General features: G+C 72.4%; 24 protein-coding genes. 3 read left to right on the forward strand and 21 right to left on the reverse strand.

Annotated elements, in window-relative coordinates:
• Positions 1–41: 41 nt before the first annotated feature.
• The 12 genes from ACFYML_RS15390 to ACFYML_RS15445 form a co-directional block, all read right to left on the reverse strand.
• Entirely contained in the window at positions 42–1,346 is a 1,305-nt protein-coding gene (locus ACFYML_RS15390) for an MFS transporter (RefSeq protein ID WP_387421217.1), read from the reverse strand.
• 393 nt (positions 1,347–1,739) lie between these two features.
• Positions 1,740–2,249 (reverse strand): FBP domain-containing protein, encoded by a 510-nt coding sequence (locus tag ACFYML_RS15395; RefSeq protein ID WP_387421219.1) that lies wholly within the window; start codon positions 2,247–2,249, stop codon positions 1,740–1,742.
• Between the two features lie 51 nt (positions 2,250–2,300).
• A complete protein-coding gene (locus tag ACFYML_RS15400; RefSeq protein WP_387421314.1) occupies positions 2,301–3,128 on the reverse strand; it encodes a DUF72 domain-containing protein in 828 nt (275 codons plus the stop codon).
• A 214-nt stretch (positions 3,129–3,342) separates the two neighbouring features.
• Positions 3,343–4,413, reverse strand: a complete 1,071-nt coding sequence (locus ACFYML_RS15405) for an Ig-like domain-containing protein (RefSeq protein ID WP_387421220.1) — start codon at positions 4,411–4,413, stop codon at positions 3,343–3,345.
• Positions 4,414–4,716: 303 nt separating this feature from the next.
• A complete protein-coding gene (locus ACFYML_RS15410) occupies positions 4,717–5,046 on the reverse strand; it encodes a hypothetical protein (protein WP_387421221.1) in 330 nt (109 codons plus the stop codon).
• Positions 5,043–5,603, reverse strand: a complete 561-nt coding sequence (locus ACFYML_RS15415) for a MauE/DoxX family redox-associated membrane protein (protein ID WP_387421222.1) — start codon at positions 5,601–5,603, stop codon at positions 5,043–5,045. Before ACFYML_RS15415 ends, ACFYML_RS15410 begins: the two co-directional genes overlap by 4 nt.
• 26 nt (positions 5,604–5,629) lie before the next feature.
• Positions 5,630–7,192, reverse strand: a complete 1,563-nt coding sequence (locus ACFYML_RS15420; protein ID WP_387421223.1) for an amino acid adenylation domain-containing protein — start codon at positions 7,190–7,192, stop codon at positions 5,630–5,632.
• Positions 7,179–8,258, reverse strand: a complete 1,080-nt coding sequence (locus tag ACFYML_RS15425; RefSeq protein ID WP_387421224.1) for a thioesterase domain-containing protein — start codon at positions 8,256–8,258, stop codon at positions 7,179–7,181. The genes ACFYML_RS15420 and ACFYML_RS15425 overlap by 14 nt, the downstream gene beginning before the upstream one ends.
• Positions 8,255–8,692, reverse strand: coding sequence for a S26 family signal peptidase (locus ACFYML_RS15430; RefSeq protein ID WP_387421225.1), 438 nt, complete (start codon positions 8,690–8,692; stop codon positions 8,255–8,257). The genes ACFYML_RS15425 and ACFYML_RS15430 overlap by 4 nt, the downstream gene beginning before the upstream one ends.
• Entirely contained in the window at positions 8,689–10,518 is a 1,830-nt protein-coding gene (locus tag ACFYML_RS15435; RefSeq protein WP_387421226.1) for an ABC transporter ATP-binding protein, read from the reverse strand. Before ACFYML_RS15435 ends, ACFYML_RS15430 begins: the two co-directional genes overlap by 4 nt.
• A complete protein-coding gene (locus ACFYML_RS15440; protein ID WP_387421227.1) occupies positions 10,515–11,033 on the reverse strand; it encodes a TlpA family protein disulfide reductase in 519 nt (172 codons plus the stop codon). Before ACFYML_RS15440 ends, ACFYML_RS15435 begins: the two co-directional genes overlap by 4 nt.
• Before the next feature lie 321 nt (positions 11,034–11,354).
• Complete coding sequence (locus ACFYML_RS15445; protein WP_387421228.1) at positions 11,355–11,522, reverse strand: hypothetical protein; 168 nt, start codon at positions 11,520–11,522, stop codon at positions 11,355–11,357.
• Between the two features lie 156 nt (positions 11,523–11,678).
• On the opposite strand from ACFYML_RS15445, the gene ACFYML_RS15450 reads away from it, so the two are divergent.
• Positions 11,679–14,732, forward strand: a complete 3,054-nt coding sequence (locus ACFYML_RS15450) for a BTAD domain-containing putative transcriptional regulator (protein WP_387421229.1) — start codon at positions 11,679–11,681, stop codon at positions 14,730–14,732.
• A gap of 39 nt (positions 14,733–14,771) precedes the next feature.
• Here ACFYML_RS15450 and ACFYML_RS15455 read toward each other — a convergent pair whose 3' ends face one another.
• The 4 genes from ACFYML_RS15455 to ACFYML_RS15470 all read right to left on the reverse strand — a co-directional run bounded on the left by ACFYML_RS15455 (position 14,772) and on the right by ACFYML_RS15470 (position 18,445).
• Complete coding sequence (locus ACFYML_RS15455; RefSeq protein ID WP_387421230.1) at positions 14,772–15,971, reverse strand: anhydro-N-acetylmuramic acid kinase; 1,200 nt, start codon at positions 15,969–15,971, stop codon at positions 14,772–14,774.
• Positions 15,968–16,873 carry an N-acetylmuramic acid 6-phosphate etherase gene (murQ, locus tag ACFYML_RS15460; protein WP_387421231.1) on the reverse strand — a complete coding sequence of 302 codons (906 nt, stop codon included), beginning with the start codon at positions 16,871–16,873 and terminating at the stop codon, positions 15,968–15,970. Before murQ ends, ACFYML_RS15455 begins: the two co-directional genes overlap by 4 nt.
• 192 nt (positions 16,874–17,065) lie before the next feature.
• Positions 17,066–17,623, reverse strand: a complete 558-nt coding sequence (locus ACFYML_RS15465) for a hypothetical protein (protein WP_387421232.1) — start codon at positions 17,621–17,623, stop codon at positions 17,066–17,068.
• 57 nt (positions 17,624–17,680) lie between these two features.
• Positions 17,681–18,445, reverse strand: a complete 765-nt coding sequence (locus tag ACFYML_RS15470) for a DUF427 domain-containing protein (RefSeq protein WP_387421233.1) — start codon at positions 18,443–18,445, stop codon at positions 17,681–17,683.
• Positions 18,446–18,688: 243 nt separating this feature from the next.
• Here ACFYML_RS15470 and ACFYML_RS15475 point away from each other — a divergent pair, with 243 nt between their 5' ends.
• Both ACFYML_RS15475 and ACFYML_RS15480 read left to right on the forward strand, forming a co-directional pair.
• Positions 18,689–19,912, forward strand: a complete 1,224-nt coding sequence (locus tag ACFYML_RS15475) for a multidrug effflux MFS transporter (protein ID WP_387421315.1) — start codon at positions 18,689–18,691, stop codon at positions 19,910–19,912.
• 63 nt (positions 19,913–19,975) lie between these two features.
• Positions 19,976–20,905: a diacylglycerol/lipid kinase family protein gene (locus ACFYML_RS15480; protein ID WP_387421234.1), complete on the forward strand. Its 930-nt coding sequence runs from the start codon at positions 19,976–19,978 to the stop codon at positions 20,903–20,905.
• 98 nt (positions 20,906–21,003) lie between these two features.
• Here the strand turns inward: ACFYML_RS15480 and ACFYML_RS15485 are convergent, their stop codons facing one another.
• The 5 genes from ACFYML_RS15485 to ACFYML_RS15505 form a co-directional block, all read right to left on the reverse strand.
• Positions 21,004–21,282, reverse strand: coding sequence for a hypothetical protein (locus ACFYML_RS15485; RefSeq protein WP_387421235.1), 279 nt, complete (start codon positions 21,280–21,282; stop codon positions 21,004–21,006).
• 26 nt (positions 21,283–21,308) lie between these two features.
• The gene (locus tag ACFYML_RS15490) at positions 21,309–21,689 is read right to left on the reverse strand and encodes a DUF2267 domain-containing protein (RefSeq protein ID WP_387421316.1); all 381 of its coding nucleotides are present in this window, start codon (positions 21,687–21,689) and stop codon (positions 21,309–21,311) included.
• Positions 21,580–22,014 carry a DUF2809 domain-containing protein gene (locus ACFYML_RS15495; protein WP_387421317.1) on the reverse strand — a complete coding sequence of 145 codons (435 nt, stop codon included), beginning with the start codon at positions 22,012–22,014 and terminating at the stop codon, positions 21,580–21,582. Before ACFYML_RS15495 ends, ACFYML_RS15490 begins: the two co-directional genes overlap by 110 nt.
• Before the next feature lie 213 nt (positions 22,015–22,227).
• Positions 22,228–22,965 carry a peptidoglycan-binding protein gene (locus ACFYML_RS15500; RefSeq protein ID WP_387421237.1) on the reverse strand — a complete coding sequence of 246 codons (738 nt, stop codon included), beginning with the start codon at positions 22,963–22,965 and terminating at the stop codon, positions 22,228–22,230.
• A gap of 107 nt (positions 22,966–23,072) precedes the next feature.
• Positions 23,073–23,438, reverse strand: coding sequence for a hypothetical protein (locus ACFYML_RS15505; RefSeq protein WP_387421238.1), 366 nt, complete (start codon positions 23,436–23,438; stop codon positions 23,073–23,075).
• Between the last annotated feature and the right edge of the window lie 14 nt (positions 23,439–23,452).

The raw sequence follows: 23,452 nt of genomic DNA on the forward strand, positions 1-23,452 counted from the left end.
CCTCGCGAGACCACCCGGCACAGGACGACGTCCGCCGGCACTCAGGTCGTAGCGGCGGGTATCCGGGGTCGTGGTCCGCGCGGTCGGCCGCGGCGCAGGTCGAAGGTCTCCGGGTAGCGGACGAACGCCCACGTGGCGAGGGCGAGCGCGATCAGACACAGCGCTCCCGGGACGACGAAGCCGACCTGGTGCCCCAGCGTGGCAACCGACACCATCGCCACGAGACTCCCGTTGACGGTTGCCACGTTCTCGTGACTGAGATATATCGACGTGGCCCTGCCGGCGCGCCCCGACATCAGCCGCTGGGCCAGGTCGATGCCGGCAACGATCGTGGCGGCGCCGAACACCGCGTAGCCGACCTGCAGCAGCATCAGCTGTCCAGGCGTGGTGACCACGACGAGGCCGCCGTAGTAGACCACGCTCGCGGCGCCGCCCACCAGGAACACCCTGCCGCGTCCCCAGCGCAGCGCCGCGAACGCCGCCGCCGGCATGAGGACCAGCTCGCACAGCGGTGGCAGCGCGAGCACGATTCCGGTCATCTGCAGCGGGGCGTGCAGGGACACGGTCACCAGGATCGGCAGCTGGGACAGCAGCATGACGCGTCCGCTGGTGAACAGCACCATGACGACCACGAGGACCAGCAGTAGCCACTGCCCACCGGCCCTCCTTGGCTGGGCGTAGCGCTGCTCATCGGTGCTCCGATGCGGGTGCGGTGCTGCGGAGGCATCGGTGGCGTGCCCGCGCAGCAGGTACCACGACAGCGCCAGACAGCCGAGGCAGACGACGGCCACGACCCGGAAGAGCGGACGTGCCCCGAGGTAGGCCAGGCCGAGCCCGCCGATGGCGAATCCGGTGAACGAACCGATGGACAACACGACGCGCATCATGGCGATCACAGCGGTGGAGGTGGCGGTGTCGTCCCGGCGTTCGACGAGGTCACGCGCGTAGGCCATCAGCTGCGCATTGGGCACGCCGACCGCGCAGAAGAAGACGACGCCGACGGCGAGCATCGCCGGGTACGCCCGCACGCTCGCCAGGACCGCGTAGCCGATGCTCAGCCAGGCGAGGCTCGCCGGGATGAGCAGTCGTCGGACGCCGCCGAGATCGGAGACGTGGCCCGTGGCGAGCAGCACCGCCATGCTGGCCAGCGCGACGACGACGAAGTTGATCGTCACCATGGTGTCCGAGGCGCCCAGCTCGTCCCGGGCGAACAACGACAGGACGGCGAGTGCCGCGAATGACGCCGTCGAGCTGACCAGCATCAATATCATCAACGGCCGGTACGGCGCCGCGGCGCGCCACGCGACCACGAACCGGCCGGTGCGGTGAGCGTCGGTCTGCGTCACCACCAACACCTCCGTCCACCGTGCCGCCGACCGGGTCAGCTACGGCGCGTGGCTGTCGTTGACGGAGAACCTGATCAGCGCCGGACGATGGTCGCCTGTGGTGAATCATGCTCCCCGAAAGCGGCGAAGGCGAGCAGGATCGTCGAGAGCAGCACTCCCGCCGAGGTGCTCGATCGGCCGGGCAACCCGCGTATCCGGGCCTTCCTCTCCCGGTTCCTGCCGCCCGGACAGCCGGCCCGCCTGATCAGAAGCTCAGGCCAGGCCCCGCCGGCCGCAGCTCGTGCGGCCGGCGGGGCCACGTCTTGTGCCGCCACTCGTTGTCCGCTTCATCAGCCCGCGGTCTCTCCCTAACTGCCGGTCAAACGCACGTTCCGCCGTCGATGGGGCGTGGGGTCAGCCTGCGACGACCCGGTTGGTGAAGGCGGCTAGGTTGACCATCGCCCGGTCGATCCGCTCCTGCAGGGTCAGCGTCTCTTCCCGGCGGACCAGCCGCATCTTCGGCTGCCGCTTGCCCCGGAGGTAGAGCGAGCAGGCCAGGTCGGCGCAGAGGTACTCACCGATCGTGTTGCCGTTCCGCCCGGCCGCCCCGGCCAGGGGCGCGACGAACAGCGCCACTCCCGACGCCGTGTGATCGGTCAGACAGATCCGGCACATGCTCGACCGCAGTGTGCTCGGCTTGTACGCCTCGGGCCGCCGTAGCACCACGCCCGTCGGCCCGTCCTCACCCGGCAGGACCAGCAGCGCCCGCAGCGGAGCGCCCGGGTCCGTCCAGCCGAGGAAATCCAGATCGGCCCAGGGAATGGTGCCCTCCGCGAAGCCCGCGGGCATCCGGATCCGGCTCGCCTCGCCCTTGCTGCAGTTGACGAAGGACCTCCGGATGTCCTTCTCATCGAGTGGTTGCATGCCGGGGAAGCTAACCGGGCCCACGGCCGCGGTCACCCGATTTTCGGCTGGTCAGAACAGCGTCGACGGCCCGACCGGCACCGGTTCGGGCAGCGGCTCGACCTCGGGCAGGCGGGCTCGGACCTCGTCGTGGAACCGGCGGGCGAGGTCGGGCGCGTCGGCGTTGTCCGGCGTGTGCACGAACACGGTCGGCGTGCGGCCCTCGCGCAGCCAGCCGGTCACCATGTCGAGCCACGGTTGCCAGCCCTCGACCGTCCGCGCGGGGTCGTCCCGGCCGAGGTATCGGATGATCGGCCGATCGGTCAACGCCCTGGTGCGCAGCGAGGTACGCGGCTTGCGGGTCCACGCCTCCCGTTCCGCGTCACTGGTCGGTGGGGTGCGGAAGAAGGCGGTGGTGTCGAAGGGAATCCACTCCGCGCCGACGCGGTCGAGCGTCTCCTCGAGCGTGCGCACCGCCCGGGGGTCGTCGAAGAACGCGGGGTGGCGGACCTCCACGGCATACCGGTGGGCGGTGGGCAGCCCGCGCAGGAAGCCGGCGAGCGCCGGTACGTCGGCGGGGCCGAACGAGCCCGGCAACTGGATCCACAGGGCGTGGGCCCGCGGGCCGAGGGGTTCGATCGCGTCCAGGAAGACCCGTAGCTCGTCCTCCGCACCCGTGAGCCGGCGTTCGTGCGTGACGGCCTTCGGCAGCTTGAGCACGAACCGGAAACCCGGGTCGGTCTGCCGCGCCCACGACGCCACCGCCTCCCGCGTCGGCGTCGCGTAGAAGGTGGTGTTCCCCTCGACCGCGGTGCACCAACCGGCGTACGCGCGTAGCCGCTCGTTCGCCGGCAGCGGGTGCGCCAGAAAGCGTCCCTGCCAGGACTTGTGCGTCCACATCGCGCACCCGACGTGCAGCCGCATCCGGCCCTCCTCACCGCTCGACGGCGCGGCGCGGGGCGACCCGCGCCGCGGGTACGGTATCCGGCCGGGACCCCGGGTGCCCGCCCGGCTCGGTGTCGGCGCGGGGCGTTCAGTCGACGCGCGTGAGTATCGGCACCTGAATCTCGCGCGCACCCGGTCTACCGCGCCCCCGGAAGCCTTGCCCCGCTGGTCACCACTTGTCCCACGGGATGGTCCAGTCGCCCACCCCGTCGGTGAGCGTCATCGCTCGCGGGGTGTTACGGACGTCGACCACGTCGCCGAGCCGGAACGTGTCGTAGAACCAGCGGGCGTGGGCCGGTCCGACGTTGATGCAGCCGTGCGAGGTGTTCTGGTTGCCCTGGGCACCGATGTTCCAGTCCGCCATGTGGACGAACTCGCCGGAGTACGAGATCCGCAGGCAGAGCTGGATGACCTCGTCGTAATAGTTGGGGTTCTTGGGGTCGGTGACCCCGTAACTGGCCGAGGTCATCCGGTGCGAGGGCTCGCGGGTCATCACCACGTGCGGGCCGGACCGCGTCCAGTAGCTGATGGTCTCCCCGTTCGCGCCCGTGGTGGTGCCACCCTTGCCCATGCTGATCGGGATGTCCCGCACCATCTTGCCGTCGAGGTAGACCTTCATCCGGTGGGTGCGGGCGTCGGCGATGGCGATGCGGGACGGGCCGATGGTGAAGTTCGTGCTGACGTTGGAGCCGCCGTAGACGCCCTGGCCGAGGTCCTGGCCGAAGAGGTTGACCTGCACCGAGATCTTCGTGCCCGACGTCCAGTACTTCGCCGGCCGCCAGTGCGCGTTGCGGCTGTCGATCCAGCGCCACCGTCCTTCGACGGCCGGCGTGGTCTGCACCAGCATCGCCTTCTCGGCCTCGGCGCGGTTCTTGACCGGCCTGCTGAAGTGCACCATGACCGGCTGACCGACCCCGTACGTGCCGCCGGCCCGGAGGGCGGCCAGCGCGTTGGCCTGGAAGGTGGCGGAGGCGACCCCGGACGGCTTGAGGGTGCTGAAGCTGCTCCGGTGCTCGGTCAGCGCGCCGGCCGGGTCGGCCACCGACACGGTGACCGTGTAGGTCTTGCCATAGGCCAGCTTGCCGGTCGACCGCCAGGTCTGGTCGTCGCCCAGCTTGCCGGCGACGGTCTTGCCACCCGTGGCCACCGAGACGTCCTTGAGGGTGCCGCCCTCGGCCGCCACGACGACCTGCTCGAGCGGTGAAATCTTGGTGGCATCGGCGGCCGGCGTGACGGTCACCCGAACCTCGTCCGCCGGCGCGTTCGCCGCGGCCGCACCGGGCTGCGACCACGCCGCGCCGGACGGCGACGACTTCTGATTGCAACCTGCCGTCACCAGGCCGGCCGTGACACCCAGACCGGTGGCGATCAACTTTCGACGACTGATCATCGCGTTCCTCTCCGCCGGGAGAGTACTCCCCGCGGCGCCCCACCCGAGGGTCGGCGTCGATTCCGTTACCCGCCCCAGGTGGGTGGCTGGGCGGCGTGCCGCGCAAGCCGCTGACCGTCCCGTGCGACGATGCGTCGGACCGCCGTCAACCGGTCAATCTGGGTCCTGCCGCCTCCCGGCCACCAGGACCACCCGGTAGCCGTCGGCGACGAGGGCGCTGAAGACCTCGTTCATCAGCGCCGGCTCCCGCGACCGATCCTCCAGCTCCAGATCGACCACGTAGGTGCCGCTGGCCTGCGGCTGCCTGTCGTCGCGTTGGCGCAGCACCCGGACGTAGCCGGTGGGAAGCGTGCCTACCACCGACTGGCGCTCGCCGGGCACCTCTCGGACCGCCGCGCCGGTCACCCGGGCGACCAGCTCCACGATCTGCTCGAACGACCGCCGCCGGTCGACGGCGCCCACCAGCAGCCGGTGGTCCGTCATCGCGCGCCGTCCCGCCGCGGCCCGCTGTCCGGCGGTGCCGGAGCGACGAGATAGACGATGTCGTCGAGCACTGTCACCAGGGCACCCAGAACGCCCCCGGTCACGGTGGCGACCACCGCCGGCCCGGCGTCGACGGCTGCGCCGGGCAGCGAGGCGAGCAGACCGGCTGCCGCCACCGCGACGAGCAGCGCGTTACGCAGCACGTGGCGGCGCCCCAACGGGATCTCCGAGCGGCCGAAACACCGGCATGGGACGGTGGTTCCGCGGCGCAGCGACCCGACGATCACCACGGTGAAGACCACGAGCAGCCCGGCGGCGAGTGCGAAACCGGCCGCCCCGGGACCCGGCGCCGGGGTCACCAGCAACAGCGCCACGACGATCTCGGCGCCGACGGAGATGATCGCCGCCGGCCGGGTCAGCGACGGTGCGACGATCGCCATCCGCTGTATCGACCGCACGAACTCCGCGAAGGCCTCCCGGTTTCGCAGCTTACCGGCGACCGCGACGGCGAACACCGCGGCAAGCAGGGACCGGCAGCCGATGGCGAGATACAGCATCACGTGACCTTCCGCTGGTTGCCCAGCTAAATGACAGTAGCCTCGGCGTCGGTTCTGGCCAGCCGTTCCAGTTCCGTTCGGTCGACCTTGCCGGAAGTGGTGACTGGCAGTCGCGCGACCGGTCGGTAGCGCGCGGGCACCATGTACGGAGGCAGGAGGGCCCCGCCGTGCCGGCGAAGCCGTGCCGCCAGATCCGGCGCCGCGGGGCCGTCCGGGACGACGAAGGCGACCAGCAGTTGGGCGCCGCCGGGCGTGGTGGTGAGCACCACGGCTGCCTCCCGTACCTCTGCGGCGGCGCGCAGCACAGCCTCGATCTCGCCCGGTTCGATGCGGTAGCCGCGTAATTTGAGCTGTCGGTCGTTTCGGCCGAGATATTCCAGCGCGCCGTCGGGCAGCCGGCGGACCAGGTCGCCCGTCCGGTAGTAGCGGACCGTCGGGTCGTCCTCGTCGACCACGAAGCGTTCGGCGGTGAGGTCCGGCCGGTCGAGGTATCCCCTGGTCACGGTCGGGCCCGTGAGCCACAGCTCGCCGACCGAGCCGAGTGGCACGGCGCGGCCGTGCGGATCCCGGATCTCCGCGCGGACGCCGGGTAGTTCGGTGCCGATGGGTGACCGTACGGACCCGGAGAGGTCATCCCGGGTGAGGACCCGGCCCGTGGCGTAGACGGTCGTCTCGGTTGGCCCGTACATGTTCAGGACAACCGGCGCCGGTCCAGGCAGGCGGTGGAGGAAGTCCCGGACCACGTCCAGTTCAACGCTCTCTCCGGCGAGGATGAGCTGGCGAAGGGTGAGCGTGTGGCCGCGGTCCTGCGCGTTGCTGTGGGCCAGTGCGCGGAAGGCCGACGGGACCTGGCAGAGCACGGTGATCCGGGCGTCGGCGAGCAACTGGAGCAGGTCCGGTGCCGAGCGTGCCACCTCCAACGGAACCACCACGGCGGTGGCCCCGGTGGCGAGGCATCCCCACAACTCCCAGACGGAGACGTCGAAGCCGGACGAGTGGAACAACGCCCACCGGTCGGTCGTGTCGACGCTGATCAGGGACAGCGCGGCGGGCAGCAGCGCGAGGAGGTTGCCGTGTGACACCACGCAGCCTTTCGGAGTGCCGGTGGAGCCGGAGGTGTAGATGAGATAGGCGGGATCGCTCGGCCGAACGTCCGGCCAGTCGGCGGGGATCCGCGCCGTACCTGCCGCTCGCGGCGAGACGATCCGCACCTCGCAGCCGGTCGGCGGGGGCCCGTCCGTCACCAGACGGCGGACCTGGGCGTCGGCGAGCAGATGGCGAATCCGCTCCGGCGGCTGCACCGGATCGATCGGCAGGTACGCCGCGCCGGACTTGAGGACCCCGAGGATCGCGATGACGACGTCGGCCGACCGGGGCAGCATGATCCCGACGAATTCGCCGGGTCGAACGCCGTCCGCACACAGTCGTGCGGCCAGCCGGTCGGAGGCCGCGTCGAGGTCGGTGTAGCGGAGCCGCCGACGTCCGTCGACGACAGCCAGGGCATCGCCACGGTCCGCGACCACCGCCCGGAACAGTTGAGGCAGCGAGGCGAAGGTGGCCAGGGCGGGTCGCGGTTCAGTCGGGGACACCGGTGAACTCCTTGCGCAGGATGGCGGCCACCGACTTGTCGCGCAGCAGCGGCAGAGTGCCGGCTGCCGCGGCGGTGTGGCTGGTGACCGAGGCGGCGACGCCGTGCCACTGCTCGTCCAGCCGATGCCCGGCGGACTGGACGAGGGTGAGCGCGCCATCGAAACGCAGCGGGGGATAGTGGTCCTGAGCGAAGGACTCCATGGCCCACACCACCTGACGCCAGTACAGGTCCGCCGGAACCATTCCCTCATCGAGCCAGGCCTCGGCCGCCATTCGTTCGACCAGCCGCTGGTGCGTCGCGCCCAGGTCGGGCATCGCGAACCAGTTGCGAAGCACGTCCAGCCGAAAGTCGTACCGCTCGCGCAGCCCCCAGCCGGGGTCGAGCTCCGGTTGGCCGGGTGCCCTCGTGTTCACCAGGACGAGCGCCGCGACCGGTACGCCGTCCGTGCCGAGTTGCCGGGCGGCCTCGTAGGCGATCCGCCCGCCGGTGCACAGGCCGAGGAACAGGTACGGCCCGCTCGGGCACACCGCCCGGATCTGGGCCAGGTGATGTCGGGCCGCGTCCACGACGGACAGGGATGGGCGGTGCCGGTCCCACAGTCCCCGCGCCTCGGTGCCGAAGACCGGACGGTTGCACCGGAACGCGTCGACCAGGCCGCGCATGAACCGGATGTTGCCCAGATCCCAGTGGAAGCAGAAGATCGGTGTGCCGGCGCCGTCGGCCAGTTGCACCAGCCCGCCACCCTGGCCGGGCTCGGTGGCGGGGCGGCTGCCGCGCCACACCGTGCCGAAATCCGGGGCGGTGGGGACCGTTCGCGCAGCGCCCTCCGCTTGCACCCGCTCCAGCGCCGCCGCCAGCGCGGCGGGTGTCCGGTACGTGAAGAGGTCCCCGGACGTCAGCGGCAACCCCTCCCGCCGTGCCTCGTCGACCACGGTGGGGACCAGCAGTGAATAGCCGCCCAGGTCGAAGAAGTCGTCGTCCGGGGCAACCCGGATAGCGAGCAGGTCGCGCCAGATCCGGCAGATCGTCTCCGTCGTGTCCGCCCGCGTCGCCGCGTCCGTCATGGCCGACCGCCAAACCGGCGCAGTACCGTCGCCACGACGTTGCCGGTCGGGATGAAACCCAGGTGCCGGGAGTCCAGGCTCTGGTCGGGGTTGTCGCCGAGGACCACGACGTGCCCCGGGGGGACCAGCGCGACGCCGGTGGCCGGAACGGTGCGGGGTACCCGATCACCGGCCACCGCCACGACTCTCTTGATCAGCCACGGGCCAGATGACGAGCCGGGTACGCCGACCGGGCGTGGGTTGCGGAAGACCACCACCTGCCCCGGCGCGAGCGGGGACCGCGCCAGACGCCGCAGGGCCAGCAGCCGGTCGCCGTCCTGATAGCTCGGTGACATGCTGGGCCCGGACACCTCGGTGATGATCAGCCGACGCCGGATGAACAACGAGCCGGCGCCGAGTACGGCGATCAGCGTGCTGGCCAGGATCCAGGTCATGCCCGTACCTCCGGATTCAGGTCGCTGCGGTAACCGTCCGCCTGCATGGTGAACAGGCGGGCGTAGAGGCCGTCGCGGGCCATCAGTTCGTCGTGCCGTCCCAACTCCGCGACGCAGCCGTCGGCGAGGACGGCAAGTTGGTCCGCGTCCCGCAGCCCGCCCAGCCGGTGGGAGATCAGCAGGCTGGTCCGCCCGGCCCGGTGCGCCTTGACTCGGCGGTGGATGTCGAACTCCGCCTCCGGGTCGAGGCTGGCGCTGGGCTCGTCCATGATCAGCAGGTCACGTTCCCCGCGCAGGATCGCCCGGGCGAGCGCCACCCGCTGCCACTGCCCGCCGGACAGCACGACGCCGGTCGCCTCGTCGTCCGCGTCGGTGTCGAAGAAGACCCTGGTCAGCAGGGTGTCATAGCCCTTTGGCAGGGACATGAGGTCGTCGTGGATCCCGGCGCCGCGCGCGGCTCGGCGCACGCTGGGCTCGTCCTGCAGCAGGCGGAGGTCGCCGAGTCCGACGTTCTCGCCGGCGGACAGGTCGTAGGTCATGAAGTCCTGGAACAGTGCGCTGATCCGATTCCGCAACTCCGCCGGGTCGAGATCGCGTAGGTCGACGCCGTCCCAGCGCACGCTCCCGCGCTGCGGATCGTAGAAGCGGCACAGGAGCTTCACCAGCGTGCTCTTGCCGGAGCCGTTGTGCCCGACCAGCCCGACCGTCTGCCCGTACGGGATCGTCAGGTTGACGCCACGTAGCACCCACGGGTGGCTGGGGCTGTACCGGAACCAGACGTCCCGGAACTCGATGCCGGAGCGCAACGGGGCCAGGGTGACCGGGTGTGGGCGCAGGGGCAGGTCGGAGCGGGTCGCCTCGACGTCGCGGAAGTGCCGGAACAGCAGGAGTTGCCGGTGGGTCGACGCGATCTGGTTGACCAGCGCCGCGTTGCCGGCCTGGACGCCGGCCGCCGCGGCCACGAACATCGCCACGTCGCCCACGCTGATCGTGCCGGCCCGTACGCCGCTGACCACCCAGATGATGCCGCCGCCGGTGATGGCCGCCGAGAGTACGCCGAGCGACACCTGGACGAGCATGTTGCGGCGGTCCAGCCGGCGTTGCCTGTCGTTGGCCTGCCGCCGCTCCGCCAGCATCCGGGCCCGGAAGAAGCCGCCGAGCCCGAACAGCCGCACCTCCTTGGCCGCCTCGATGTTGGCCATGAGGTCGGCGTAGAAGAACTCCCGCCGCTGCGCCGGCCCGATCTGCCACAGCATCGCGGCGGTGCGCCGGGCCAGCGCCAACTCGGCCAGGAGAGCCGGGACCGCCCCTGCGGTGATGACGGCGGCCATGACGGGGCTGATGGCCAGCAGCGTGGTGAGGAACCCACCGACGGTGAGCAGGCTTCCGCCCAGGCCGAGGGCACCGTCGACCACCTGCACCGGGGTGCCGCTGGACTGGGTCGCCATCCGCAGCCGGTCGACGAACGCCGGGTCCTCGAACCGGGCGAGGCCGGGCAGCCGGTTCAGCGCCGAGTAGAGCCGATCGGTGGCCGTGAGTCCGGTGGCCCGCGCCAGCTCCGAACGTAGATAGCTGGACAGCGCAGGCAGGGCGGCCAGCGCGAGGCCGAGCACGCAGAGCCCAAGGCCGGGGCCGATCACCGCCGTGTCGCCCGCGGTGATCCGGTCCAACAGCAGCTTGACGGCCAGCGCGCTGCCGACCGGGACCGCCGCGGCCGCGACCGTGCAGACCGCCAGCAGGGTCAGTGCCCCGGGCGCAGCGCGCCAGGCGAGGCCGGCCGCCACGGCGGGCGTGGCGCTCGTACGGCCCCGGTCGGCGGCGGTCATGCCCGGACGGCGGTGGGCAGCCGGTCGACCACCGTCTCTGTCGCGACCACCACTCCGTCTTCCAGGACGAGCAGAGCGGGGGTGCCGATCACACCGAGCGCTCTGGTGATCGGGCCGCCCTGCGGCTCGACGACCACCGGGCAGCTCTCCTCAAGCCGGGCGGCCAGCTCCGTGTGGTCGTCGCCGTCGGTCATCACCACGGCGATGGCCGAGTCCGCGCGTCCGGCGTATTCGATGAAGGCGGGCAGTTGGCGGTGGCACGGCGTGCAGGTCGGGGAGAAGACACCGACCACCGTCCGCCGGTCGAGCAGCCGGTCGGAGATGGCGACACCCGTGGTGGACACGGCCGTGAACTCGCCGGTCCGGGCTCCGACCGGCAGCGACAGATCGGGCTGGCGCGGGTCGGACGAACGGCTCTCGTACTCCCGCAGGCGCTGGATAACGCCGACGAGGAGGAGAAGGTTGAGGGCGCAGACGAGCGCCAGGATGGTCATCGCGACCGTGGTCACGGACACCACGCCTCCATGTTGCGGTAATGGTTGACGGAAGGGGGCCGGGGCACGGCCAGGGGCCACCCGGACACTTGTCCGGCCTGGTGGCCCCTGGCCGCCGGCCTACCGTTCGCCGCGTCCGGCCGTTACCGGCACACGCAGCGCGTCGGGCAGTTGTCGTACGTGGTGCAGCAGTAGTTCACGCACGTCGACGTGCATACGCAGTACGTGCCGAGGGAGATGCACCCCGCCTCCGCGGTCATCCTCGGCGCAACCAGTGACAGCAGTCGTTCGGCCGCCCGGGTCACCACTCGCATGGTTCCACCTCCGTGGGTCCGATACCCGTTACCAGTTGCAGGGCGCGGTCCTGGACGGGCAGTTGTCGTAGGAGTAGATGCAGATGCCGTCGCAGTTCGGCGAGTACTTGGAGATGAAGATGCAGGCGGCCTCCGCCGTCACCTTCGGCGCGAGACGATTGATGAGGGCGTACCCCACCCGGTTGACGATCTTCATTTGCCGGTTCTCCTTCCGGTGTTCGTACTGGCGGTCCAGACTCTGCCGGCCAGGAGTATCGATCTTGATGGCGAACGTGTGTCGATCTTGGTCTATCGTCCTCTGTGTACGAATCCGTGGGCACGGCGCGGCGAGCGCGGCGAGGATGTGACATTGGTGGAGTTTCGTCTGCTGGGCCCGGTGGAGCTCTGGCGTGACGGGCGCCAGGTCCAGCTGACCGGCCACAAGCTTCGGTCGGTGATGGCGGTGCTGGCGCTGAACGTCGGCCGGCCGGTGCCCGCGGACCGGCTGATCCGGCTGGTGTGGGCCGAGGACGCGCCGTCGTCCGCGCCGAGACTGCTGCAGCATCAGGTCTCCTCGTTGCGGGCCCTGCTGCCCGACCCGGCCCTGATCCATCGGTCTCCGGCCGGGTACGAACTGCGGACGCCGCCGGAGCAGATCGACCTGCACGTGTTCGACGCCCAATGCGAATCGGCCGTGGACGTCCTGCGCGCCGGCGACGCCGATCTCGCTGCCCGGCAGCTGCGGTCGGCCCTGGCGCTGTGGCGCGGCCCGGCACTGTCCGGCACCACCGAGGAGCTGACCACCGCCTTCGGGCCGGCCCTCGAGGAGCGCCGCCTGGCCGCGTTGCTGAACCGGATCGACGCCGACCTGCGGGTGGGGCGGCACCTGCAACTGCTCGCCGAGCTCAGCCAGCTGACGGCCGACCATCCGTTCGACGAGCGGCTGCGGGGCCAACTGATCCTCGCGCTGGACCGGGCCGGCCGCAAGGCCGACGCGGTCGAGGCCTACCAGCAGATTCGCCGCCTGCTCGCCGACGAGCTCGGTATCGAGCCGGGCCCCCTGCTGCAGGGCACGTTCCGGCAGGTGCTGGGCGCGGCGGACGAGGACAACAGCGCCTCCGCGGGCGGCGAACCGACACCTCCGTCGGCACCGGCCGCCGCGACCACCGGTTCCCCGATCCTGTCCCGCGTGCCACGTCAGCTGCCCGCCACCGTGCCGGACTTCGTCGGCCGGGCGGAGGCGCTTACCGCACTGCACACGCTGCTGACGGGCGGGCATGCGGTGAGCGCGATCGTCGGCCCCGCCGGCGTCGGCAAGACCACGTTGGCCGTGCACTGGTCCCACGCGGCGGCCGGGCACTTCCCCGACGGGCAGCTCTTCGCGGACCTGAGGGGCTACGACCGGGACGAACCCGTCGCCCCGCAGGTGGTGATCGGCGGACTGTTGCGCGCCCTCGGCGTACCCGCGGACGAGGTGCCGCCCGACCTGGCCGAGCGCACCGCCCTGTACCGGACGCTGCTCGCCGACCGTGCGGTGCTCGTCCTGCTGGACAACGTACGCTCCGCGGAACAGGTCCGGCCGTTGCTGCCCGGTTCGAACCGGTGTGCCGTCGTGGTGACCAGCCGGGACGAGCTGGCCGGCCTGGTGGCCCGGGACGGAGCACGCCGCATCACCCTCACCCCGCTCACCGCGTCCGAAGGTCGCGATCTGCTGCGCCGTACGCTGGGAGCGGACCGGGTCGAGGCCGAGCCGGCAGCGGCCACCATGCTGACGGTGCTCTGCGATGGGCTCCCGCTCGCCCTGCGGCTGGCCGCCGAGCGGATGAGCCGTCACCCGGACACCCGGCTGACCCGACTGGTCAAGGCGCTGGAGCTGGAGGCGCACCGGCTGGAAACGCTGGACGCGGCGGGCGACCCGGCCGCCGCGGTCAGGGCGGCGTTCTCCTGGTCGTATCTCGCCCTGCCGCCCGCCGCCGCGCGGATGTTCCGGCTCCTCGGCCTCCACCCGGCCGCGGAGATCGATCCGACTGCCGCCGCCAACCTGGCCGGGCTGACGCGGCCCGAGGCCAGCCGGCTTCTGAACACACTGGCCGGGGTTCATCTGGTCACCGAGACCGCCCCGACCCGGTACCGGATGCACGACCTGCTTCGGGTGTATGCGCTGGAGCAGTGCCGCACGGAGGAACCGGCGCCGGCCCGTCGCGCCGCCGTCGTCCGCCTGCTGGCCGGGTACGACGCTGCTGCCCGGCGCGCGGTGGACCTGGTCGCGCCGCACCGCCGACGGCTGCCTGCGGCCCCACCGCCCGGCCCGCTCGTGCTGCCCACCGTCGCCAGCTACGACGAGGCGCTGGCCTGGCTGGACACCGAACGGGGCACACTCGTGGCCGCTGTGCGGTACGCGGTGGCCGTCGGCGAGTTGGCCTACAGTTGGCATCTCGCGCACACCCTGTGGCGGTATTTCCTGCTCGGCCGACACCTTGACGACTGGCTGACGAGTCACCAGGCCGCGGCAGTGGCCGCCCGCGAGGCGGGCGACCGGACAGCGGAGGCGGAAATGCTCAACAGCATGGCCGCCGCCGACACCCACGGTGGACGGTCCGCCCGGGCGGTCGACCGCTACCAGCGGGTGATCGAGCTGATGCGGGAACTCGGCGACCAGCGCGGCGAGGCCGGCGCCGTGGGCAACCTGGGCACCGCGTACCACCGCATCGGCCGTTACGCCCAGGCGCGACGGCACTACCTGGCGGCCCTGGAACTGTGCACCGACGAGGACCCGCGTGACCGGGCGTTCCTGCTGGGCAACATCGCCGAGGTCTCCTACCTGCTCGGCGACCACGCCGACGCGTTGCGGCACTACGAACGCTCGCTGGCCGTCAGTGAGGACGCCGACGACCGGTACGCGGAGACCTTCGCCCGCATCGGCCTCGGCGCCACGTACCGGGAACTCGGCCGCCTCGATGCGGCCGGGCGGCACCTCGAGCACGCGCTTCAGCTCAGCCGCGAGCACGCGGACCAGCACGACGAGGCGACCTGCCTCGGCGAACTCGGGCTGCTAAGGCTGTGCCAGGGGCGACCCGTCGAGGCGCTGCAGCACCTCGACGAGGGGCTCGACCTGGGCCGGCGGGTCGGCGACCCGAACCTGACCGCGATGGTGCTCACCCGACGTGGCGACACGCTGTCTGCCATCGGCAGTCGCGACGACGCGGAGCGCTGCTACCGGGAGGCGCTGGACATCGCGGACGCCGCCCGCGATCGGCTCCATCAGGCCCAGGCGCACCGCGGCCTAGCCAACGCCCGGCAAGCTGCTGGTGAGCGAGGTGGCGCCGCGCGGCACCGGCGCCAGGCGTACGACCTGTTCGCCGACCTCGGCCTGCCCGTCCCGTCCGACGTCGCCGGGGAGGACCCGGCCGATCGCGACCATGGCTGAGTATGGCATTTCCTGGATGCCGGCATGATGTCCCACGGATCAGCGGCTGCCGGTTGCGGCTGCTCCGTCGGGCCCGGTCAGCCGGAGCGCGGTGGGCGCGGCGGGTAGGGGAGCGGGCAGCCACAGCGGGCCGGCGCCGGGCACGATGGCGCCGAGCACCCGGGCCCCGGTCGCGCCGGTGCACGACGGCACGGTGGCGGGCAGACCGTGCGCGGTGTGCCAGCCGAGCAGCGCGAAGGCGATCGCCTCCTTGGTGTCGGCCGGCGCGCCGAACTCGTCGGCGGCGGTGACCCGCACCCGGGGCAGGCGCTCGCGCAGCATGCCCATCAGGGTCGGATTGGCGCAGCCCCCGCCGGAGGCCACGAGGGTGTCGACGTCGTGCCGGCGTACCTGGTCGGCGACTGTCTGCGCGGTGAGCGCGGTCAGCGTGGCGGCGACGTCCGCGTCCGGCAGGTCCGGGTGCGCCCGTAGCGCCGACTCCAGGTACGCGGCGTGGAACAGCTCCTTGCCGGTGGTCTTCGGCGCCTCGAGCCGGTAGTACGGCTCGGCGAGCAGCTCCGCCAGCAGGCCGGCGTGCACCCGGCCGGTGGCGGCGAGACGGCCGTCCGCGTCGTACCGCAGCCGGCCGTCGCTGGCCCGCACCACGGCGGCGTCGATCAGCGCGTTGGCCGGTCCGGTGTCGTAGGCCACCGGGCCGCCGCCACCGGGCGGCCGCAGCACGGTCAGGTTGGCGATGCCGCCCAGGTTGAGCGCGGCCGGCCGGCCCGGCAGGCCGGACAGCAGCAGAACGTCCATCATGGACACCAGCGGCGCGCCCTGGCCCCCGGCGACCACGTCCCGCACCCGTACGTCGGCGACCACCGGGACGCCGGTGCGCTCGGCGATCCAGGCCGGCTGCCCGATCTGCAGGGTGCCCCGCACCTGGCGCCCCTGCACCCAGTGGTAGACGGTCTGCCCGTGCGAGCAGATCAGGTCCACCCCGCCGGCGCGCCCGGCCGCGTCGGCCGCCACCTCGGCGAACGCCTGACCGATCAGGGTGTCCAGCTCGCAGGCCTCGGCGAAGGTCAGCGCCGCGGGTGGCAGGGCCCGCATCAGCCGGGCGCGCAGTTCCTCCGGATAGGGCGCACTGCCGGCGTACCCGACCGTGCCGTGCAGCACCCCGTCGCGCAGCGCGAAGTCGACTGCCGCGACGTCGATCCCGTCGTGGGAGGTGCCGGAGATCAGGCCGAGCACCTTCACGGGCTCGCCTCCAGCGCCTTCCGCAGCCGGCCGCCGCTGGCGGCCAGCCGCTGGCGGGGGTCCGCCCCGTCGGCAGGGCCGTCGAGCATCAGGATCGCGGTCTTGACGTCCAGGTCGGCGCGGTCGAGCGCCGCCTCCGCCTCGGCGCGGGGCGCCCCGGTCACCCGCCGGATGATGCGCACCGCCCGGTCGCGCAGCTTGGCGTTGGTCACCCGCAGGTCGACCATGAGGTTGTCGTACGTCTTGCCCAATCTGATCATCGAGACCGTCGATATCATGTTGAGTACCAGTTTCTGCGCGGTGCCGGCCTTCAGGCGGGTCGAGCCGGCCACCACCTCGGGGCCGACGAGCACCTCGATCCCGTGATCGGCGGCGGCGCTCAGCGGGGTGTCGGCGTTGCACGACAGGCCGACGGTCAGCGCGTCCCGCTCCCTGGCGGCCCGCATCGCCGCCAGGACGTACGGGGTGCGGCCGCTGGCCGAGATCCCGACGACCGCGTCGGTGGCCGTGATGGCGCACTCGGCGATCGCCTCCGCGCCGGCCGCCTCGTCGTCCTCCACACCCTCCTGCGCCGCGAACAGCGCCGGGGTGCCGCCGGCGATGACGGCCCGCACCAGCTCCGGCGGGGTGCTGAACGTCGGCGGGCACTCCGACGCGTCGAGCACCCCCAGCCGGCCGGCGGTGCCCGCCCCGACGTAGAGCAGCCGCCCGCCGGCCGCGAGCCGGTCGGCGATCCCTTCGATGGCCGGCACGATCTGCGGCAGCGCGGCCCGCACGGCGCCGGGCACGGTCGCGTCCGCGTCGTTCATGACCACCGCCAACTGCGCGACCGAGGCGGTGTCGAGGCCGGTGTACCGATCGTCGACCTGCTCGGTCAGCAGGTCACCCAGGCGATCCGTCATGCGTTGCGTCCACTTCTCGGGTCGAGGGCGTTGCGGAGCCCGTCGCCGAGCAGGTTGAGCCCGGCCCGGGCGCTGACCGCACGCCCGGCGACCGAGTATCACGGGGCCCGCGGAGCGCTGTCAACGTTTTCCACCTCACGACGGCAAGATGAAGAAAGTTGCCAGCGATGGGAATGCCGCTCCACCGACGCGTCACCGGGTATGCGCGAGCGCCTCCACCTCGGCGAGTGTGACGACCTCATCGCACTCCTCGGGCGTCAACTTGTTGATCAACGCCTTGGCTGCCTGCGCCTGCGCCGTGGTGGGCAGGTCACCGGCCACGAGGCCGGGCAGGCTCAGCTCGTAGCCGACCCGGGCCCGGGGCGAGTAGCGCCCACGGTTACGGGCGACGGCGAAGGAGACGCGGATGGCATGCTCGTTGCCGGGCGGCACGTTCGGCCGGTCCGTCTCCCGCGCCGCGAAGCGCATGCCGTGGTAGTAGGCGCACCGGTGACAGGTGACCGGCCCGTGGGTGAGCGTGGATCCGCAGAGCGGGCACGTCAGCCGGTCGAGGGCCGCGTCCACCACCCGCCAGTCGTGCTCGTCGGGACCGTCCGCCACGAGCCAGCCCAGCGCGGTCTCCTCGGGCGAACCTGGGGTGACGTCCAACTCGGCGAGCAGGCGCCCCCAGGCCAGCTCGAGTTCCGCCTCGAGCTCAGCGACGGTCCGGGCCAGGGACGGGCTGCGCCACGTCGGAGTGCCATCGACCATGTCGCCAAGCATGCGCCCGCGCCGCATGAAGCGACACCGGGTTCTGCGCGGGCACGGTCAGGAGAAGTGCGTCCTGGGCCGGGCCAGCCGCTCCCCGCCGACGATCAGGTCGACCTTCTCGTTGTAGAACGCGACCAGGCCGGCGATCGGCAGCAGCGCCCCGGTCGGAAAGCGGTACGACCAGGCCAGGTCCGGGTGCACCGTGCCGTCGCCGCGGACCGACCAGTAGTCGCTGGTCCGACCCTTGTACGGGCAGGAGGTCGTGGTCTCCGACGGCACGAGGCGGTGGAAGTTCAGTTCGGTGCGGTTCAGGTAGTAGCGGGTCGGCAGGCCGGTCTCGAAGACCAGCACCGGCGACGTCGACTCGGCCAGCACGGTCCCGTCGAGTTCCACCCGCACGCTGCGCGAGGACCGCACCGCGTCCACCCGCGCGTACGGGTTACGCGGATGGACGAACACCTCCTCGTCCTCCTCGAACCAGCCGTCGAGCGCCGCCCAGTCGAACCGGATCGTGTCCGCCAGCCCGGGCAGCGCGTCGTCCCCGTACCACCGGGCGCACGAACCACGGGTGGTCTCGCCGACCCGCAACCCGTGCAGCCGCCCGGTGCCCCGCCGCGACGGGTCCGTGCGCTGCTCGTCGACCAGCAGGTCACGGTTCACGTCCGCGCTCGGGATGTAGTACTGCGGGTAGAAGGGCCACTCCCAGACGTACCGGGCCCGCGTGGTGTCCAGCACCGGCTCGGCGGCGAGGAACGCGCGGACCCGGCGCGGCACGGGCTCGATGTGGTCCACCGGGGTGATCGCCTTCGGGTAGTCCGGCACCTGTCCTGTCCTCCACTGCTGGCTCGCGTCGGGTACCGGTTCAACGATCGGCGCGGCCGTTCGCGGCGCGTGTGACCTGAGGCACCTTCGTCGCGAGTGGGAATGAGATCAGGGGTCCGGTGATTTGGTGGCAGGTGTGACCGCCGCACAGTTCTCCGCCCGCGTCCGGACGGACGTGGCCCCGTGACCGCGACCGTCGACACCATCGAGACATCCACGCCAACCCAGCTTTCCGGTGACCTGATGAGCACCCGGCAACGGCTGCGGCTCGTCCTCGTCCTCGGCTCGCTGATCGCCATCGGGCCGCTGACCATCGACATGTACCTGCCCGCGCTGCCGGCCATCACCACCGACCTGCACACCACGTCGGCGGCCGTCCAGCTGACCCTGACCGGCACCCTCGCCGGCCTCGCCCTCGGCCAGCTGCTCATCGGCCCGCTGTCCGACGCGGTCGGCCGACGCAAGCCGCTGCTCGCCGGCATCGCGCTGCACATCGTGGCGTCCATGCTGTGCGCGATCGCGCCGAACATCGGGATCGTCGGTACCCTGCGCGTACTGCAGGGGCTCGGCGTCGCGGCCAGCTCCGTGGTGGCGATGGCGGTGGTCCGCGACCTGTTCAGCGGCGCCGCCTTCGCCCGGCTCTTTTCCCGCCTGATGCTGGTCATGGGCGTGGCCCCGATCCTGGCCCCCACGCTCGGCAGCGGGCTGCTGCGCTGGTCGGACTGGCGGGGCGTGTTCGTGGCCCTCGCCGTCTTCGGCGTCCTGCTGGTCACGGTCGCGGCGTTCGGGCTCGCCGAAACCCTGCCGCCCGAGCGGCGCCGCCGCGGCGGGCTGGCCGCCACCGGGCGGGACTACCTCGCGCTGCTGCGCGACCGGACGTTCGTCGGCCTCGTGCTGGTCGCCGGGCTCGCCATGGCGGCACTCTTCGCGTACGTGGCCGGGTCGTCGTTCGTCTTCCAGCAGCAGTACGGGCTGGACGAGCAGCAGTTCGGGATCGCCTTCGGCGCCGGCGCGGTCGGCCTGATCACGGCCACCCAGCTCAACGTGCGGCTGCTGCGCCGGTACTCGCCGCAGCGGATCCTCGTCACCGCGCTCGGCGTGGGCACGGCGGCCGGACTCGTGCTGCTCGCCGTCGCCGCCACCGGCTTCGGCGGCCTCGCCGCCATCCTCGCCTCGCTGTGGGTGGTGCTCGCCGCGGCCGGGCTCGCCATGCCGAACGCGCCCGCCCTGGCGCTGTCCCGCCACGGCGAGGCCGCCGGCACCGCCGCCGCCCTGCTCGGCGCGGTGCAGTTCGGCGTCGGCGCGTTGGCCGCGCCGCTCGTCGGCGTACTCGGCACCGGCAGCGTGGCGATGGCCGCGGTGGTCGCCGGCGGCATGGTCGCGGCGATGGCCGTCCTGCTCGTCGTGGTCCGGCCAGCGCGGCTGGCCGAGGTCGAGCCGGCCGCGGTCGCCGTGGCCGCGCACTGACCGGCGGGCGCCGGCCCGTCGTTGCCCGCCCCGACCGGCGCCCGCCGGATAGGGTCGGGCCTCATGCGGACCAAGCAGGAGCTGGGGGCGGCGATCCGACGGGAGCGGCGGGCGGTGCTCGTCGTCAACGCCCACTCCCGCCGGGGCCGCCAGCTCTACGAAGGAGCCCGGTCACGGCTGGTGGCGGCCGGGTTCACCCTGCTCGGCACATACCCGGTCGAGCGGCCCGGCGAGCTCGAACAGCGCCTCGCCGCGGCCGCCGATTTGGGGCCGGACCTGCTGGTCGCCGGCGGCGGTGACGGCACCATCGGCACCGCCGCCCGGCTGCTCGCCCACCGCGACATCGCGCTCGGCCTGCTGCCGCTCGGCACCACCAACAACTTCGCCCGCACCGTCGGCATCCCGCTCGACCTCGACGCCGCGGTCGGGATCCTCACCGCCGGCAAGGTGATCGACGTCGACCTCGGCCTGGTCGGGAACATGCGATTCACCAACCACGTCGGCATCGGCCTGTCCGCCGACGTGATGCTCCGGACGCCGCCGCGGCTCAAACGGGCCATCGGCCGACTCGCGTACCCGCTCACCGCCCTGGCGCTGCTCACCCGGCACCGGCCGCTGCGGGTGACCGTGCGCGCCGAGGCGCGCACGCACGAGTTCGTCACCCACCAGTTGTACGTGGCCAACGGCGGCCACCAGGCCGGCCGGCCGATCACCGCCGACGCCAACGCCGACGACCGGCTGCTGGTGGCGTACCCCGTCGGGGGGTCGACGCGCCGCGGGCTGCTGCGCGACACCGCCCGCAACGCCGCCACCGGGCACCGCCGCACGCTCGGCGACGAGCCGTTCCTCGCCGTGCGCCAGCTGTGGCTGGAGACCGACCGGCCCGCGCCGGTCGAGGTCGACGGCGAGCTGTACGGCGAGACGCCGATCCGGATCGGCCTGGACGCGAACGCGTTGCGCATCATGGCCGCCGCCGACAGCCCGGACCGCTGAGCCCGGCCGGCTGCCCGTCCTGCCCGACCGGCGAGCTCCCGCAGGTGCTGACGGAGTGCCGGTGGCGGTCCGGGCGGACCGCCCGCGCCCCGGGGCCCTCAGTCCCGGCGGTCCTCGTCGGGTACCGGAATCTCCTGGTTCTGCTCCACGGCGTCCGCCGGGCTGACATCACTGCGGACCGCGCCGGGCAGGTCGGTCTGGTCACTCGGCGGACGCAGGACGCCCTGCTCCGCCAGGTCCGCCTCGGACGCCTCCGGCACGGCGTCGGAGACCGCGTCCGGCGGACCGACCACGGTCTCGTCCTGCTGCTGCTCCTGCGCGTCGACCTCCGGCGGCCGGCGCAGCGGGTCAGCCTGCTCGTCCCAGTTGGCGGTCATCGCGGCCTCCGACCCGAGCGGCCCGCTCAGCGGGTGCGCTGCACGAAGGGCGCGGTCAGGTCGGCGATCTCGCCGAACTCCGCCGGGAGTTGGGACACCACGTCGTCATACCCCTCGGGTGGGAGGGCCTGGCGGAGGGCGTCGAACACCGCTGTCGCCCCGTCCTTCGCCCGCTCCGGGTCGACCTCGGCGCGCCCGCTGACCCGCTGCAGGAAGACGTCGAGCCCGAACCGTTCGGCGGTCTCGGTCGGGGCGAAGGCGTACGGCCGCAGACCCTCGGGAAGCTGGCCGGCCAGATCACGCGCCTCGCCGCCGTCGATCCGCTCCGCCAGGGTCGTCAGCGTGGCCCGGACGAGGGCGGTCGCCTGCTGCGACGACGTCCCGGTGCGCTTCGCCACCAGGCCGATGAACTGGTTGTCGTCCATCATCAGGGCCCTTCTCTCGGACGGATGCCCGCGTCTTCCCCGCCGCCGCCGGCTCAAACGGCAGCAGCCGGTGCAGCACGACCAGCGGCACCACGCCGACCGGATACCAGAGCAGGTCCACCGGATCGAACTGGACGCCCAGCACCAGCCGGGCCAGCAGACTACGCGCCGACAGCGCGGCCGGCACGCCGGTGAGCTGAAAACACTCCATCGCCCAGCAGAAGCCCACGGCGACGGCCCCAGCCGACACCGGGCGCAGGCGCGGCCACAGGAAGAGCACCCCGGCGTACACCAGCGACGCGTACAGGGCCGTGCCGGAGTGCTACTCGAGGCGGCCGTCGGCGAGGGCCCGGATGGCCAGCGCCACCGCCAGGAACAACGCCGCCGACACCAGCATGAGTAGCCGGAAGATGGTCGGCCGGATCGACATTTCGGCGATGCTATCGGCGCCGGGTCGTCCGCGCCGTCCCGAGCCGGCAACCCACCAGATCATCCGGTGGGCCGCCGGCCGGGTCGCGCGTCAGCGGTAGACGTGCACGGGGACGCCGACCCCGATGACCGACCAGAGCCGGTTCATGGCGGGGATGGGCACCCGGACGCAGCCGTGGCTGGCCGGGTAGGTGGGCACGGAGGTGGCGCCGTGCACCGCGTAGCCGCGGTAGAAGTAGTTCGGCCGCCACAGCAGGCCGAGGTCGCTCTGCCGCCAGCCGTCGATGCGCCGCTCGATCTTGTAGTTGCCGGTGGGGGTGGGGGTGCTGGACTTTCCGCTGGAGGCGTCCAGGATCCGTACCACTGACCCCCCGCGCGCCAGGTACAGCACCTGCCGGGTCAGGTTGGCCTCCAGCGAATAGCCGGAGTGCGTGTACTTCGGCTTGGGAACGACCGGGCGGTCGAGCGCCGCCCAGGTGCGCGGCCCGACGATCCCGTCCCGGGCCAGCCCGTTCACCTTCTGGAAGGCGACGACGGCGTGGTGCGTCGACGGCCCGAAGTCGCCGTCGACCCCGCCGACGTCGTAGTGCAGCGCGGTGAGCCGGCGTTGCAGGGTGCTGACCGCTGCGCCCTTGGAGCCCTGCCGCAGGACCGGCTTGCTGCTCGCGGCGAGCGTGACGGTGGTGACGGTGCTGGGGGTGGGTGCGGCGGCCGACGCCGGACTGGCGGTGACGGCCAGGCCGCCGGCGGTCACGAGGAGGGCCATCCCGAGCGCGGCGCGCGAGGCGGGGTGGCGAAGGCGGGTGGTGTGTGGTGAGACGGGAAGCATCGTCCCTCCCTTCCGAATTCCTGAGCATGACGGTAGCCCGTGGAAGCGAGGACGGCTGCCCTGTTTTGTAACGGTTCCGCACGTTCGAGGTCAGGGCACGTGTGGAGTCAGGCCACCCGGGGCACGGGCTGGATCGGCAGCGCCACCCGGTGCGCCGAGACGTCGCCGGTGCGCTCCACCGAGGGCGCCGGCGCGGTGGCCGTGGTCTCGTCGGCGGTCGGTGCCGAACCGGTCGCGTCACCCCCGGCCGTGGCGTCGGGGCCGGCGGCGCTCCGCATGTCGGTGAGCAGGGCCAGAAGTCGCCCGAGGTCGTCGGTCGGCATCCGGAACGAGCCGCGGCACAGCGAGCCGCTCCACAGGGACAACACCACGGCGCCGCGGTCGGGGTGGTAGCTGATCCGCAGCGTCCGGTCCTCGCCGCGCAGGTCGGTGAACAGGTCACCGAAGCTGGGCATCGGAAGCACCTCTCCCATCGATCCAGCATGCC

This window comes from Micromonospora sp. NPDC007230, from assembly GCF_042869115.1.
Classification (GTDB): Bacteria; Actinomycetota; Actinomycetes; order Mycobacteriales; family Micromonosporaceae; genus Micromonospora.

What these genes read in the sequence shown, in the direction of transcription:
- ACFYML_RS15445 (WP_387421228.1), bottom strand. Translation starts at nt 11,522, where the DNA reads ATGAAGATCGTCAACCGGGTGGGGTACGCCCTCATCAATCGTCTCGCG.
- ACFYML_RS15480 (WP_387421234.1), top strand. Translation starts at nt 19,976, where the DNA reads ATGCGGACCAAGCAGGAGCTGGGGGCGGCGATCCGACGGGAGCGGCGG.
- ACFYML_RS15435 (WP_387421226.1), bottom strand. Translation starts at nt 10,518, where the DNA reads ATGACCGCCGCCGACCGGGGCCGTACGAGCGCCACGCCCGCCGTGGCG.
- ACFYML_RS15485 (WP_387421235.1), bottom strand. Translation starts at nt 21,282, where the DNA reads ATGACCGCCAACTGGGACGAGCAGGCTGACCCGCTGCGCCGGCCGCCG.
- ACFYML_RS15505 (WP_387421238.1), bottom strand. Translation starts at nt 23,438, where the DNA reads ATGGGAGAGGTGCTTCCGATGCCCAGCTTCGGTGACCTGTTCACCGAC.
- ACFYML_RS15430 (WP_387421225.1), bottom strand. Translation starts at nt 8,692, where the DNA reads ATGACCTGGATCCTGGCCAGCACGCTGATCGCCGTACTCGGCGCCGGC.
- ACFYML_RS15475 (WP_387421315.1), top strand. Translation starts at nt 18,689, where the DNA reads ATGAGCACCCGGCAACGGCTGCGGCTCGTCCTCGTCCTCGGCTCGCTG.
- ACFYML_RS15425 (WP_387421224.1), bottom strand. Translation starts at nt 8,258, where the DNA reads ATGACGGACGCGGCGACGCGGGCGGACACGACGGAGACGATCTGCCGG.
- murQ (WP_387421231.1), bottom strand. Translation starts at nt 16,873, where the DNA reads ATGACGGATCGCCTGGGTGACCTGCTGACCGAGCAGGTCGACGATCGG.
- ACFYML_RS15500 (WP_387421237.1), bottom strand. Translation starts at nt 22,965, where the DNA reads ATGCTTCCCGTCTCACCACACACCACCCGCCTTCGCCACCCCGCCTCG.
- ACFYML_RS15415 (WP_387421222.1), bottom strand. Translation starts at nt 5,603, where the DNA reads ATGCTGTATCTCGCCATCGGCTGCCGGTCCCTGCTTGCCGCGGTGTTC.
- ACFYML_RS15410 (WP_387421221.1), bottom strand. Translation starts at nt 5,046, where the DNA reads ATGACGGACCACCGGCTGCTGGTGGGCGCCGTCGACCGGCGGCGGTCG.
- ACFYML_RS15395 (WP_387421219.1), bottom strand. Translation starts at nt 2,249, where the DNA reads ATGCAACCACTCGATGAGAAGGACATCCGGAGGTCCTTCGTCAACTGC.
- ACFYML_RS15465 (WP_387421232.1), bottom strand. Translation starts at nt 17,623, where the DNA reads ATGGTCGATGGCACTCCGACGTGGCGCAGCCCGTCCCTGGCCCGGACC.
- ACFYML_RS15400 (WP_387421314.1), bottom strand. Translation starts at nt 3,128, where the DNA reads ATGTGGACGCACAAGTCCTGGCAGGGACGCTTTCTGGCGCACCCGCTG.